The sequence below is a fragment of the Micromonospora craterilacus genome (assembly GCF_003236315.1).
In the GTDB taxonomy this organism is placed as follows: Bacteria; Actinomycetota; Actinomycetes; order Mycobacteriales; family Micromonosporaceae; genus Micromonospora; species Micromonospora craterilacus.
The window spans coordinates 1-14,696 of the sequence record NZ_POTY01000180.1 but is presented as its reverse complement, the minus strand read 5'-3'; the positions used below and the strand labels follow the sequence as shown (position 1 = coordinate 14,696).

Annotated in this window: 10 protein-coding genes; all 10 read right to left on the bottom strand. The window is 68.8% G+C overall.

Annotation, left to right across the window (positions count from 1 at the left end):
* Positions 1–31: 31 nt before the first annotated feature.
* The gene (locus C1I95_RS23955; protein WP_111216872.1) at positions 32–568 is read right to left on the bottom strand and encodes an Atu4866 domain-containing protein; all 537 of its coding nucleotides are present in this window, start codon (positions 566–568) and stop codon (positions 32–34) included.
* Between the two features lie 412 nt (positions 569–980).
* Complete coding sequence (locus tag C1I95_RS23950; RefSeq protein ID WP_111216869.1) at positions 981–1,562, bottom strand: dihydrofolate reductase family protein; 582 nt, start codon at positions 1,560–1,562, stop codon at positions 981–983.
* A 67-nt stretch (positions 1,563–1,629) separates the two neighbouring features.
* Positions 1,630–2,469 carry a helix-turn-helix domain-containing protein gene (locus C1I95_RS23945; RefSeq protein ID WP_233513844.1) on the bottom strand — a complete coding sequence of 280 codons (840 nt, stop codon included), beginning with the start codon at positions 2,467–2,469 and terminating at the stop codon, positions 1,630–1,632.
* Positions 2,470–2,796: 327 nt separating this feature from the next.
* Entirely contained in the window at positions 2,797–3,429 is a 633-nt protein-coding gene (locus C1I95_RS23940) for a hypothetical protein (RefSeq protein WP_111216866.1), read from the bottom strand.
* A gap of 23 nt (positions 3,430–3,452) precedes the next feature.
* The gene (locus tag C1I95_RS23935) at positions 3,453–8,351 is read right to left on the bottom strand and encodes a LamG-like jellyroll fold domain-containing protein (RefSeq protein ID WP_199523881.1); all 4,899 of its coding nucleotides are present in this window, start codon (positions 8,349–8,351) and stop codon (positions 3,453–3,455) included.
* Positions 8,352–8,458: 107 nt separating this feature from the next.
* Positions 8,459–9,973: an aldehyde dehydrogenase family protein gene (locus C1I95_RS23930; protein WP_325048856.1), complete on the bottom strand. Its 1,515-nt coding sequence runs from the start codon at positions 9,971–9,973 to the stop codon at positions 8,459–8,461.
* A gap of 41 nt (positions 9,974–10,014) precedes the next feature.
* Complete coding sequence (locus C1I95_RS23925) at positions 10,015–11,010, bottom strand: ABC transporter permease (RefSeq protein ID WP_111216861.1); 996 nt, start codon at positions 11,008–11,010, stop codon at positions 10,015–10,017.
* Positions 11,007–12,554, bottom strand: a complete 1,548-nt coding sequence (locus C1I95_RS23920) for a sugar ABC transporter ATP-binding protein (protein WP_111216859.1) — start codon at positions 12,552–12,554, stop codon at positions 11,007–11,009. The genes C1I95_RS23925 and C1I95_RS23920 overlap by 4 nt, the downstream gene beginning before the upstream one ends.
* Positions 12,551–13,549, bottom strand: coding sequence for an ABC transporter permease (locus C1I95_RS23915; protein ID WP_199523880.1), 999 nt, complete (start codon positions 13,547–13,549; stop codon positions 12,551–12,553). Before C1I95_RS23915 ends, C1I95_RS23920 begins: the two co-directional genes overlap by 4 nt.
* Positions 13,550–13,551: 2 nt before the next feature.
* Positions 13,552–14,696: sugar ABC transporter substrate-binding protein (locus C1I95_RS23910; RefSeq protein WP_199523879.1), on the bottom strand; the 1,145-nt coding region annotated here is incomplete at its 5' end.

Sequence of the window (14,696 nt, the reverse complement as noted above, 5' to 3'; positions counted from 1 at the left end):
AACCCGCCCACCCCACTCTCGGCAGCCAACATCACCGCCGTCGAGGGTGAGCCCCTACCGCCTGGTCCGCGTGGACGCCGCCCGGCGTGTCACCGACCCGGTGAACGTTCATGGACAGCCCACTAGCTTGCCGATGCGCGTCGCTGCCCTCGCGGTAGAAGAGGTATCCCGCGTGGTGCAGCACGTCCCCGTCGAAGGTGCCGTCCGCGCTGAATCCGGTGTCGTCGACGTACTCGATCCGGGTCCCGACGACCTGGTAGGAACCCGTGTAGGCGCTCTCCCGCTCGCCACGGGCCTCGTCGTACCGGCCGTTCGCCAGCAGCATCTGCCGGATGTGGCCGTCGGCCGTCACCCACATCCCGACGTACGGGTGCGGCGACACGTCACCGGCCCCCGCCGGTGCCGTCGCAGTCGGTGCGGCAGTCGCCGAAGGCGTGGACGCCGGACCGCCGTGCGGCGCCGCGCCGTCGGAAGCGGCACCACCGCTGCCTGCCTCGGCGGAACAACCCGCGAGCAACAGCACGCCGCACGCCGCGCTGAACAGAGCCCCTGGTCTCGAATTCGCCATGTCGACCACGGTAGGTATCCCGTCCGCCGACAGCCTGGTCCCAGTACTCCCAGGAAGAGGCCACCCTGCGTGCTCACCGCACACCCTGGCGTCAGGACGATCACCCACAGCCCGGCGCGTGCGACTGGCGCCCGCCAGGTCTCCTCGATTCAGAGACAGACACTGACGTCGCTACAGAGTACGGAGAAAGCATCCGCTTCTCAGGTCGTGCGTCAAGCACCGCCGAGGTCGCCACCGAACGTGATGCCCGATCGGCGGCATGACCGCGTGCCCGATCCTGCGCCGGCCCGGTGAGGTGCTGGGCGGATCGGCGTCGGCTGCCCGACCGGGGACGACGATGCGCAAACGCAGCCGGAGGCCCGATCGTGGTCACCGTTCGCAGTGGACTTCTTCGCGTACCCGCTCAGATCGGTCAACGGCGCACCCGATAGCGCAGGTGAAGCACCCGGTTGCCCTGAATCACCACGTCAGGATCCGCCAACAGGTGCTGCGCGTGGACCGACCCGAAGTAGCGCTTGCCGGAACCGAACACGACGGGCACGACGTCCATGCGCACCTCGTCGACCAGGCCCGCGGCAAGCACCTGGCCACCGACGTCGCCAGCAGCGACCTCGACGATGCGGTCACCCGCAAGCTCCTGCGCCTTGGCCACGGCTGCCTCGACGCCGTCGACGAAGTGAAACGGCGCCTCGGTGTCCCAGCCCTCGGGCTCCGGCCGGTGCGTCACGACGACCACGTGGTCGACCCCGCCCGGAGGCTTCCCGTCCCAGCCGTCCGTCATGTCGAAGACGTGGCGGCCGACGACGGTCGCCCCGATCTGGTCCCAGTACGGCCGGGTGTAGTCGTAGGACGTCTGCGACACCTTCAACTCGCCGCTCTCGTCCAACGGGACGTCACCGCTGGACAACCAGTCGAACAGCGGTCCGGGCTGGTCATTCTCGTCCGCGACGAATCCGTCCACCGACACCGAGCTGTACATGACCACCTTGCCCACGGGGCGCTCCTCTGCATTGGGATGCCCCCAAAATTAGCGTGTCGTGAGCTGTCGCTCTTGTAAGAAATCAATCGGCCGGCAGCGGCCAACCGTCCATCGCGTGGCCGGGATGTTCACGCAGGAACCGCCGCCGGACTTCGACGTACCGGGTCGGCGTGAGCCCGGTGAACGCCCGGAACTCGTGGCCGAAGTGAGCCTGGTCGAAGTAGCCTGCGCCACCGGCGAGGTCGCCCCAGTCGATCGGTCCGGCGGGGTCGATCGCGAAGACGGTGGCGGTGAAGCGGTAGGTGCGGGCCAGCCGTTTCGGCGTGACGCCGATGAGCTCCTTGAACCGCTGTGCCAGATGAGTGCTGCTGACACCGGCTGCCACGCTCAGGTCGCCGATCGCCACCACCCCGCTGGTCGCCGCGATGACACTGCTGGTGTGGCGGACCAGCCCCAGGCCGGCGGTCTCGCACAGCCGTCGCAGTAGCTCCTCCTCGAGCAGCGTCAGCATCTCGTGCGGTCCGTCCGCCGTGGCCAGCCGGTCTCGCAGCTCAGCAACGGCGGGCCGACCCCAAACCTGCTCTACCGTCACCGGCCGGTCACACAGCTCGGCCGCGGGCATCGGCAGGAACGGCGCCAGCCCCCACGGCTTGAAGTGCACACCGACGGACCGGGTTCGGAGTGGGTAGCCGAACTCCCACGCGCGGGTGGGCATGGTGACCACGCAGCCGTCGGCGTACTCGGCCGTCTCGATGTCGGTGCCGGCGCGGATGCGGAACGGCGCCCCGAGGTTGACGATGAGCAACGCCGATGGCGCGGGCGGCAGCGTCAGCAGGGCATACGGCGGCGCACCCTCCAGGTAGTAGAGGTCGTCGATCAGCCCGTTCAGCGGCGGTCGCGGCACTCTGGACACGTACTCCACGCCCACAGCATCGCCGCCACCGTGTTCGCGATCAACCCGCCGGCATCGCGCGCCGGGATGGTCCAGCCGCGCTGCCGCCAGCATCGAGCCAGCGCCGATCCCGGAGGAGCGCCCGGCCGCGGGCACCCGCTACCTGCGGCATGTCAGTGCGTCAGCCGAGGGTTGGCCGCCCCTCGGCGATCTGTTCTTTCACCGGGCGGTCGGACCAGGCCGGCCACGGATCCGCGCCGGGCTTGGGCACGACCACAGGTCCGTTGCCTGCCGGCATCCGGCGACGACGCAGGGGAGTGGTGGGGGGCCGCCGTGCGGCGGCCCCCCACCGGTCTACTACTCGAACAGGGACAGGGTCAACGTCGAGGTGTACGCACCGGCCGCGACGTCAGCCGGAGTCCGCAGGAACAGGTCGGCGTTGACCGCGTACTCGCCACCGGCCACCGCCCCCGAGTCGAAGGTCGAGACCAGCAACTCCTGGTCGACCAGACCCACGTTGTTACCCGGCTGCGTCGGCTCGTCAAGAACCGTTACCACCTCCTCTCCTTCGGAAACCAGACCGTTGTCGTCACCGTCGATCAGGCGCGGCTTCCATCCCAGATGGCCGGCACCGATCGGTTCCTGACCGGCACCACCGGCGAAGTCGGTCGCGCTGCCCAACACGGCCCACGCCGCGCCTTCGGGCACCTCGTCCGCCGTACGGGTGTCGGTCACCGTCACCGTCGGCAACGTACCGACGAACTGACGCACCAGCAGCGTCGAACCACCCTCCGACAACGCCACCGAGTCACCCGCGACCGACATGGCGAGCACACCCGGCTCCTTGATCTCCTCGATGTCGACCGTCACCTGCACCTGGGCGTCGTCACCCGGCTCGGCCAACGCCGGCGACGGCAGCGCCACCGCCCCGGCCAGGAGTGCACCACCGGCACCCGCCGCGAGGAGCCGCCTACGTCTCGATGTGTTCATGCGATGCTCCATAGCTTCTGTCGTTACTGGGCTTGACGGGGATCGGCGGCGCAGTTGAGACCGGCGTATCCCGCGGTGAGAACAATCGCCACCGCCCGGCCGTCAACCACTGCGGTGACCCGGACCGTCACCGAACCAGCCGGGACCGACGCCGCCCGCGTGGCGAACGACTGATACGCGTTCCCGCCCGGCGCGACGTTCGCGAAGGAACGCTGGCCGTACGCGGACTCCAGCGTGATGTCCACCGCCGCGTTGTGGTCGTTGCGTGCCTGCACCGCCACGTACGCCTTGCCGGCGATGCACCGCGCCTGCGCGGTGACCTCGACCGGCAACTCGGGCTCACCCTCGAACAGCTTCTGGATCTCGGCACGGGACAACTCGTGGCCGAACATCTGGAACTCATCGACCATGCCGTTGAACCTCTGGTCGGGGAAGCTGATACCACCGATGAAGTTGGCGGTGGTGGCTCGGTTGATCCCGACGTCACCGATGCCGACCGTGAAGTCGGTGCGGGTGGCCTTCAGTTCGCCGTCGAAGTAGATCCGCCCGGTCGAACCGCTCATGGTGAACACCACGTGCGTCCACTTGTTCAGGGGCAGGTCGTTGCCCCCGCCCAGCCACAGTCGCTCTTGCGCACTGCTCGGGGTGCCGGGCGCCTTGAACGTGGCCGCGAATCCGGTGTTCCCGGCGGCCTGGGTCGAGGACTGCAGCACGAAGAAGGTGTCCGTGCTGTCGCCGATCTGCAGCAGTGGCACCCAGTTCGGCAGGGACCGTGGGTGGGCCCATATCGACACCGAGAACTCCTCGTCGAAGTCCTGTGCGATATTGTCCGGCAACTTGATGTGGTTGCCGCTGGTTGAGCTACCGCCGGGCAGGTTCGCCGCGCTCCTGAACCTGCCGTTCTGCGTGAACCCGGTGGACCCGAGCAGCTGGGCGTTGCCGATCGACGTGTCGTAGCCGGTGTTCGCGGCCGTGTTTCCGGAGCCCTCGTCGAAGGTGTAGCGGATGGGCACGCCTTCGCCCGGCGCCGGTCGGTCGACGGTATGGGCGACGACGGCCGAGGAGGCACGCCAGCCGTCGGCGGGCAGGTACCGGACCTCGATCTCGTGGTCACCGCGGTTCAAGGTGAGCTTGGGGAACGTCGCGGACCCGGCGACCAGGTCCACCGCCGCGCCCACGCGGGCACCGGCCACCCACAGCTCGACGCTGCCGGCAGCCGATTCGCCGTTCGCACCCTTGACCGTCGTCGAGACGGTCAGCGGCTCACCGAACGGCGACGGCGACTTCGGCGCGACGGAGACCGTCGTGGTGGTACGCAGTGCCGCACCATCGCCGTACAGCGCTGCCACATCTGCCGCGCTGATCGCTGAGGTGTAGATGCGGACCTCGTCCAGCTGGCCGGCGAGCGGGTCGTCGGGATACCCGTTCTTGCCGAGGAAGTTGTCCGTCTGGTTACCGACCTGCGGCAGTCCGAGGGTGAGGTCGGAGCGACTCGCGATCTTCTGTCCATCGAGATACAGCGTGCCGACCGTACCTTCGCGGGTGAAGGCCACGTGGGACCAGGTACCCGGGGTCAGATCGGTATTGCTGTCCAACAGGATCCGCTCCTCCAGCGCCTTCCCCGGTTCCTTGAAGGTCGCGGCCAGCCCGGTGCGTCCATTGGTCCGGGTGTCGGACTGGATCTGGAAGTACCCCTGGCTGAGGCCGGAGCCGCCGGCTCCGTTGCCGACCTGGAACAGCGGCATCCAGGCCTTCCGTTCGTCGATCTTGGCCCACATCGACACCGAGAAGTCCGTGGCGCCTTGGAGCAGGTTGTCGGGCAGGTCGACGAAGTCGCCCTGGGTGCCGGGGAGGTCCAGCGCGGAACCGAACACGCCGTCCTTGGACCATCCGGCTCCGCCTCGCAGCTTGGCCGCGCCGACGGAGTGGCGGGTGCCGGTGTTGGCCGCCGACGTACCGGAGCCCTCTTCGAACTCGTAGTGGATCGGGACGTCGTTCAGGCCCGGATCGACGCCGATGATGACGAGGTCGTCCACCATCATGCCGGCGCCACCGGTACTCGCGAGAGTCAGGGACTCGGAGCGCTTCGACGCGGTGAAGGTGCCGACGTACGTGCCGAAGGTGACCGCCTGGCTGCTCTGCGACGGAGTGTCCGTGCCCGCCCTGATCGACGCCGTCAGGGAGCCGATCGACAAACCGGTGATCGCGTCACCGGCGCTGCCCGGCGTGCGACTGTCCCGTGCGTAGCGCAAGGAGATCCGATACTCCCGGCCGGGGTCCAGGCCCTGGATCTGGCGCTCGATCTTCGCGGTCGTACCCAGTGCGAGGTGAGTGCCGACGACTCCCAGGCCACCGTTCGTGCTGGCGGCACCACGGACCAACTGCACGGGGCCGTTGTCCACGCTCCAGGGAGCCATCCGGCCGTCACCCGCGGCGACGTCGGTCACGTTCGGGAACGTCCCGGACCGCCACGAGGTGGGCACCCGCGGGTATTCGAACTGGTCCACCACGTGCGGCGTCCGCTGATCCATCTCGACCTCGGGGTCGACGTGGAGCATCGCGGCCTTGGAGGGGGTCCCGTGCTCGTTGAACACGAACACCATGTAGGCACCCGGCGGCGCGTAGGTCGCGTCGTCCGGCGCGGCGACCGTCAGGGAGTCGCCGCTCTGGGTGAACTCCAGCTCCTGGAACCGTTGGTCGTTGTTGAAGCCGTGCGTCACCGACCCGTTACGGACCAACGTCACCCGGGAGACGGGGCTGTCCGCCGTGATCTGGAACGTCCCGTTGTAGCCGATCTCGGCAGGAGCATCGGTGATCTCCGGCCGCACGGCCAACTCGTCGCCGTCGAACAGGTACGCCGGCGAGTAGAACTCCACGTCGGTGTAGTTGCGCGGGCCCGGGGCGCCACCGCCACCGATCATCACCCGGCCGTCGGGGAGCAGCAGGGCGATGGAGTGGTAGAGCCGGGCGTGCTCGTACGGCACCTCCACGGTGGCCCACTCACCGGTCGCGGCGTCCCAGATCTCCGGGTTGGTGACGTAGCGGTCGTTGTTGTTGTTCCCCGCGCCACCGCCGGTGACGATCACGTTGCCGTCGGGCATCAGCGTCGCGGTCGACCAGTGCCGGTGGTACTGCATCGGCTTGGTGGCCTTGACGACCGGGCTTTCCGTACCGTCGGTGATGTCGATGGTGAGCCCACCGCGCGCACCCTGGCCACCGCCCCCGTTCGACCAGCCGCCGCCACCGACCTGCAGGATCTTGCCGGGCTGGTACATGACCGCCGAAGAGGTCGCACCCACCGGGCGGCCGAGGTCGGAGCCCTGGTCGGCGATCGCCGAAGGCACCGTGCCGCGAAGGGTCACCTTGCCCTTGCCGTCGTTGGCGTAGGGGTCGAGGTCGAACATCTGGGTGCCGCTGATGTTGAACAGGTTGCCGCTACCCGGCGCCACGAAGGCGCGTGGGTACCACCAGCGGTTCTCGGTGTCGCCGTAGGCGGCCGAGCTCTGCGCACCCGTGAGCAGACGCCAACCGGCGCCCTCGTTGGGGCTGTAGAGCTCCGGAGTGGTCACCCCGGGGCCGCTGACGCCGCGCACGCTGCCGCCCTGGACGGCGATGTCGCCGTTGGGCATCGTGGTCGCCGTGGGGTACCAGCGCGGGTAGTGCATCGGCGCCTCGTCGACCAGACCGGTCTTCGTCGAGAAGCTGGTCACACCGATCGCGGCGTTCACCGGGTCGTTGGTGCCGAGGCTGTCGTCGCCACCCATCGTCATCACCGTACGGCGGTGGGGGTTCTGCACCTGCATCGAACAGAACAGGTCGGTGTAGGTGTTGTTCGGGACGATGTGATCGTGCAGGTTGGCAAGGTTCCGCGGCTCGTCCGGGTCCCACACGTCTGTTTCGAACTGACCGCCCTGAGTGACCGTGCTGTTGCCGGTCCAGTCGTAGGGCGTGGTGTCGGTGCCCCAGCCGCCGACGCTGCCGAAGCTCTGGACCAGACCCTCCGCGGTCAGGGACGCGTTGATCGGCATCAGCGGCCACGGGACGACGCCGCCCCAGGAGCCCTGCACGTCCTTGCGTGGTGGCGAGCAGTCCGCGGCAAGCAGACCGGTGGCGAAGGCCAGCCCGTGACGCATCTGCGTCCGCATGTATGACTCGCTGTAGTGGCTGCCCTCGTGGCCCATCGAGGTGTACCACGACCGGCCGTTGTCGATGTCCTGGCACCAGGTGACCGGGTGAGTGGTGCCCTGTCGCCCGACGGCCGGCGAGTAGGAGGACTCGTCCACGCTGAGCAGGGTCCGCACGTTCTGCGCGGGATTGACCAACCAGTCGTACCACTCGTCGCTGCGCGTGTGGGAGGCGGCCAGCCCCTGGGTCAGCGGGTGGTTGGTGTCGCGTACGACCACCCGACCGGGGCGGACGGCGGGATTCTCGGGGTGACCTTCGGAGGCGGCGCCGACGAGACGAGCGTAGAACTCGTTGACGTCATGCTCGCTCTGTCCGACCGACCAGCCCGCGTAGTGCAGGCCCATGTAGCCGCCGCCGCCTCGGATGTACTGTTCGAGCGCCTCGCGCTGGGCCGTGTTGAAGAGCACGCCGCCGGTCTGGGCGAAGACCACCGCGTCCTTGGTGGCCAGGTTCCCGGTGGTGAACGCCGCGGCGTTGTCCGTCTCCTCGATCTCCACCGGCTGGCCGTACTCGACCGAGAGTTCGTTGGCGAGACTGCGAACCGCCTCGCGAGCCTGCACATGTGAGGCGTGGAAGTTGGACTTGTAGAACAGGAGCACCTTGAGGATCCCGTCCTGCGCCGCCGTGGCGGGTGCCGCGGCAGCGGGTACGGCCGACGCGAACGTCGAGACACCCAGCGCGACCACGAGCACGACGAAGCGCGTGAACAACCGCCGGAGGCGTTCGACCACACGCATGCGAACAGGTCTGCGAAGCACTTTCATCTGACACCCCTTGTCTCGGGCTGGCGTGAATTCGTGAACTGCGGTACTCCAATGGGGAATTGGCTGGGTGGCGGTGGCCGTCACCGGAGTTCGGCGATGACCGTCTTGAGCTCGGTGTAGTCGTCCAGGCCGAACGACCCGAGTTCACGGCCCCACCCGGACTGCTTGAACCCGCCGCGCGGCAACGTGACGTCATCGGCGTGCCAGGTGTTGAGCCAGACCGTCCCGGCCCTCAGCCGTGCTCCGACGCGGTGGGCGGTGCCGAGGTCGCGGGACCAGACTCCCGCCGCCAGGCCGTAGACGGTGTTGTTGGCGGCCGCAACGACCTCGTCCTCGGTGTCGAACGGCACCGCGGTCACCACCGGGCCGAAGATCTCGTCGGTCTGGACCGCCATCGCCTCGGTGACGGACGTGATCAGGGTTGGCGTGACGAAGTAGCCGCGTTCGCGGGCCGCGTCGGCGCTGCCGGCGTTGAGCACGGCGCCCTGGTCGACGGCGCCACGGATGTAGGACAACACCTTCTCGTGCTGCTCCTGCGAGACGAGCGGGCCCATGTCCGAGCTCGCGTCGAATCCGTCACCGACCTTGATGGCGCGGGCGGCAGCCGCCACCCCCTCGACGACCTGCTCGAAGACCGCACGCTGGACGTACAGTCGCGACCCGTTGACGCAGCACTGTCCCTCGTTGAAGTAGCCGCCGAGGACGGCACCCGCCACCGCGGCGTCGAGGTCGGCGTCAGCGAAGACGATGTTGGGCGCCTTCCCGCCGAGTTCGAGCGAGACCTTCTTGAGGTTGCCGGACGCCGCGGCGGCGATCTTCTTGCCGACCTCGGTGCTGCCGGTGAACGCGACCTTGTCCACTCCCGGGTGCTCGACCAGCGCCGCCCCGGTGTCGCCGTAGCCGGGCACGACGTTGACGACGCCGGCGGGGAGGCCGGCCTCCAGCAGCAGTTCGCCCAGGCGGAGTGCGCTCAAGGGGGTCTGCTCGGCCGGCTTGAGGACGACCGTGTTGCCGGCGGTGATCGCGGGGACGATCTTGAAGCAGGCCATCAGAAGGGGGAAGTTCCACGGCACGATGGCCGCGACGACACCGACCGGCTCACGGCGCGTGTAGGCGTGGAACGCGCGGCCCGGCACCGACATCGGGATGGTGGTGCCCTCCATCTTGGTGGCCCAACCGGCGAAGTAGCGGAACAGCTCCGCGGCGACGGCCACGTCCCCGTCCCGGGCGGCGGTGACCCGTTTGCCGTTGTCCAGCGCCTCGAGTTGGGCGAACTCGTCAGCGTGGGCCTCGATCAGGTCACCGATGCGCCACAGCAGGTGGGAGCGCTCGCGCGGCGTCATGCGCGACCACGGCGACGGCTCCTCGAAGGCGGCACGCGCGGCAGCGACCGCGCGGTCGACGTCGAACGCGGATCCCTGGGCCACGTCGACGAGGACTTCCTCGGTCGAGGGGTTCACGGTCGCGAAGGTCCTGCCGTCCTTGGCGTCCACCCACTCGCCGTCGATGAGCATCTGCCTGGGGGAGGATAGGAACGAGCGGACAGAGGGCAGGAGCGTGGAGTTGTCGTTGGGCATGATGGCCTTTCTGTTCACGTTGCCTGAGGGGACCTGAGGGCGGTGTTGTCGGCGGGTAGCTACTTGACGACCATCACCTTTGACCGGTCGAGGGTGAGCGCGACCGCGGCGACGATGAGAGCGCCGTAGAGAATCGACTCGTACGCCGCCGACACGCCCACGACGGAGAGACCCACCCGCAGCAGGGTGACCACGAGGGCACCCACGAGCGTCCGCCACAGGCCACCGTGGCCGCCGGTGATCGCGGTGCCGCCGACGACGATCGCCGCGACGGCGGGCAACAGCAGCGAGTCGGCCATCGTGGGGCCGCCGCTGAACGTGCGGGCCACCAGCAGCACACCGGCAAGCCCCGCACAGGCCCCGGACACGCAGAACGCGCCGATCTTGAGCGGGTCGACCGGAATTCCGGCCAGCCTCGCGGCCGGCTCCGAGTAACCGGTGGCGGTGATCCAACTGCCCAGGGGTGTCGCCTTGATGAGCAGGGCCAGCACGGCGACGACCACGACCGCCACGACCGCGGCCGATGGCACCACATCGAAGATTCGGGTGAACCCCCAGCGGATCGGCCCGTCGTCGATGACCGGAACCGGCGCGGCACCTGAGATCACCAGGGCGATCGACGAGAACAGGCTCATCCCGCCCAGAGTGACGATGAACGACGGGATGCGCAGGAAGACGTGCGCGGCGCCCTGGAGCGCGCCCGCCGCCGCCGCTACCCCGACCACGGCCACCGAGGCGAGCCCGCCGAGCGTCGGCAGCCACATTGCCAGCAACACCGAGGACAGCGATGCCAGGGCGGCGATGGACAGGTCGATCCCGCCACAGAGGACGGCGATGGTGGCACCGGCGGCGAGGACGGCCAGCGGTGCCGCGGCGTCGACGACGGCCGTCATGCTCGGCTGGCTCAAGAAGCCGGGTTTGGCCGCTGCCAGCGCGATGACCAGGCTCACCAGCGCCAAGACCGGCATCAACGACGTGAGCGACTCCGAGCGGGTGGGACCGCCCTTGACGACGGCGGCGTCCGACGACGGGCGGATTGTGACAGGGGCGCTCACACCATCTCCTTGACCAGGTCGAGGGGGCTCGGTTTGCGGTCCGGAGGACAGGGCACCTCGGCCACGATCCGGCCGTCGCTCATCACGACGACCCGGTCGGCCATGCCGATGGCCTCTTCGAGGCTGTCGGCCAGCAACAGCGTGGCCACACCGGTCCCGGCCAGTTCGCGCATCAGCCGGTACACCTCTGAGCGCGCCCCGACATCCAGGCCCCGGGTGGGGTGGTCCAGCAGGAGCAGGCGGACGTCACCGCCGACCAGCCAGCGCGCCAGGATGACCTTCTGCTGGTTGCCACCGGACAACCGCTGGATGGCAGTGCGGCGTCCGGGGGTACGGATGGACAACCGGCTGATCCACTTGTCGACGATGTCGTTCTGCCGCTTCGGCACGATCACCGGCCCGGCGCAGCCCACCCGTTGCTTGGCCAGGGTCATGTTGTCGGCGACGGACATCGGCCCGACCATGCCTTCGACCTTCCGTTCGGCCGGCACGTAGCCCACCCCGGCAGCGCACGCGGCACGCGGTCCGGTCAGATCCAGCCGTTCGCCGTCGAGGGTCACCTCGCCCGCCGTGGTCGCCACCGCACCGAAGAGCGCCTTGCACAGCTCCTCGCGCCCGGAACCGTGGACTCCGACCACGGCCACGATCTCCCCGGCGTGCACGTCGAGGTCCACGTCGCGGAAGGCCGCGCCCGCCAGACCCCGCACGGTCAAGCGTTCCCTGGGCGTCTCGTCACGGGTCACGGCGCTGCCGTGATAGTGGTCCTCGTGACTCTCTGACCCGATCATCATCCGATGCAGGTCGCCGGCGACGGCGTCCGCCGGGCGGACCTCGCCGACGGACTGCCCGCCGCGCAGCACGTAGACGCGGTCGCAGACGTCGAGAACCTCGTCCAACCGGTGGGAGACGAAGATGACGGAGGCGAACTCGCGGAGCCGGCGTACCTGCTCGAACAGGGTCTCGATCTCACTCGGCTCCAGCACGGACGTCGGCTCGTCCAGGATGATGACCGGCGAGTTGTGGGTACGCTGCTCGATGCGCAGCACCTTGGCGATCTCGACCATCTGCCGCTCGGCGAAGGTCAGGGAGTCGGTGCGGGCCAGTGGGTCGATGGTGGAGCCGATCTTGTCCAACTGCTCCTGGGCCAGCGCGCGCATGGTGGCCCACCGGTAGACACCGCGTCGGATGGCCGGGCCCTCGCAGCCCAGCACGATGTTCTCGGCGGCGGTGAGGTTGGGGACCAGGGACTGCTCCTGGAAGACCATCCCGATGCCGTGGTTGGCGGCATCGACGACATTGCGTAGCCGGACCCGCTGGCCGCGCACGTAGATCTCTCCCGCGTCCGGGCGGACCAGACCGACGAGCGTCTTGAGCAGGGTCGATTTCCCCGCGCCGTTCTCCCCGGCCAGACCGAGCACCTCGTTCTGGCGGACCTCCAGGTCCACCCCGTCGAGGGCCGTGACACCGGGGTACGCCTTGACCAGGCCCCGGACCTCGAGGACGACGGACGGGGAGCGTTGCGCGACAACACCCTCGGCACTCACTTGACCACCTGATTCCGGTGTCGCAGCGGGGCGGCAGCCACCGCGACGGCGACGACGACGATGAGACCCTGCACTCCACCCTGGACGTACGGACTGACCCCGATCAGCACCAGCCCGTTGGTCAGGACGGTGAGCAGGAGCACCCCGACGGTGGAGTGCAGCACTCCACCCCGACCCCCGACCAGCAGGGTGCCGCCGACCACGGCGGCGGTGATGGAGGCGAACGTGTAGGAGGCACCGGACTGCACCAGGCCCGAGCCGAGTTGGCTGGTCACCATGACGGCTCCCAACCCGTAGAACGCGCCGGCCATGGTGAAGACGGCGACCTTGTAGGGCCCGACCCGGACCCCGGACAACGCGAGCACCTCCTCCGCACCGCCGATCGCCATGGCATAGCGACCCAGCCGGGTGTAGCGCTGAACGAACCAGGCGATCAACACGCACACGACTGCGATCCAGGTGAGATAGGTGAGTCCGAGCAGCCGGCCCGTCGCCCAACTGCGCAGGCTCGGGTCGACCACGCCGGGCTGCACGCCGTCGAACACCAGGGTGGCGATGCCGAGGCCGATCGCCGAGACGCCGAGGGTGGTCATGAACGACGGCACCTTCAACAGGACCACGAGCAGACCGCTGACGCAGCCGAGCGCGGCGGCCAGCACAACGGCGATGAGGATCCCGAGGATGCCCAGGTCCAGGTTGTTGCGGCTGTTCTCGACCAGCACCGCCACCACCAGCGAGGAGGCACCCATGACACCGGCTGCCGACAGGTCGATCGAGCCGAGCAGCAGGACGAAGGTCGTCCCGCAGGTGACGACGGCCAGGACGGCCGCGGCGTCGAGGATGTTCAGGGCGTTGCCCGTCGTGCGGAACTGCGGACTGAGCAGGGAGAGGACGACAACGATGACCAGCAGAGCGATCGGTGGACCCGCGTCCCGAACCGACACGCCACGGCGCAGCCGTGAGCGTGCCGGTCGGGTGTCCACGAGAGGTGCCATCGTCACTTCAGCGGCGCAGCCACGCGGTCGAATACGTTGTCGCACTTGAAGCCGGCCGGGTCCGTCTTCGGCGCCAGGAAGTCACCGGCGTTCTTCGACGTGATGAGGAACTGCTCGGCAAAGAACGCGCGCTGCACGTCGGTGATGTCGGCCATGTCCAACTCGCCCGTGGCGACGCAGTATCCGATGGCCAACCCGATGCCGCCCTGCCAAGGACCGTCGCTGGAGACTGTGGCGGTCATCTGCGACTCGCTGACCGCCTTGACGGCGTCCGGGACGGCGTCGATGCCGACGACGGCGACCTTGCCGGCGCGACCCGCCTGGCCCAGTGCCTCGAGCGCACCGAGCGCCATGTCGTCGTTGGCCGCCCAGATGCCGGTGATCGCGTCACCGTGCTTGGTCAGCAGGGTCTTGGTGACGGCCAGTGCCTCGGCACGGGAGAAGTTCGCGGTCTGCTGGTCGAGCAGCTTGATGCCGGGGTTCTGACCGAGCGCCGCCTCCAGGCCGGCGAAGCGGTCCTTGGCGGCGGCGGTGTCCAGGACACCCTGCAGCGCAATGACGCCGCCCGAGCCACCCATGGCCTCGAAGAGCGCGTCGGCGATCTGACGGCCGGACTCGACTCCGTCGTAGGTCAGGTGGCTGATCCACCGGTCGTAGTCCGCGGGCTTGAGCTCGGCCGGCTTGTTCCACTGGGTCACGAGGAATGCCTTGGCCTGGTCGGCCGCCCGGACGATCGGCAGTGTGTCCGAGTCACCGTTGGGCAGGACGTTCATCACCAGGCAGGTGGTGTCACCACCCGCGAGAATCTGGCGGATCTGCTCCTGCTGCTTCGTGGACTCCCCGTCGTAGGTGAGCCGCTGCTGCTTCAGACCCACGGAGGCGGCGAAGAGGTCACCGCCGTCCAACCACGAGGCCTCGTAGGGGTTGGACTCGTTGCGGACCTGTCCGACGAGCTTGACATCGGCCGGATCGCAGGTGCCGGCGGCTGCACTGCCGTCGGCATCGGTGTCGCCACCGCAGGCGGTGAGGGTCAGGGCTGCCAGGGTCAGACTCAGCAGCGTGGCGGCGGTGCGTGGCATGACCATCGTCGATCCTCTTTCTTTGCGTTGATTAGGTCTCGTAGGGGACGGTCCGAGACGTCGGGAAT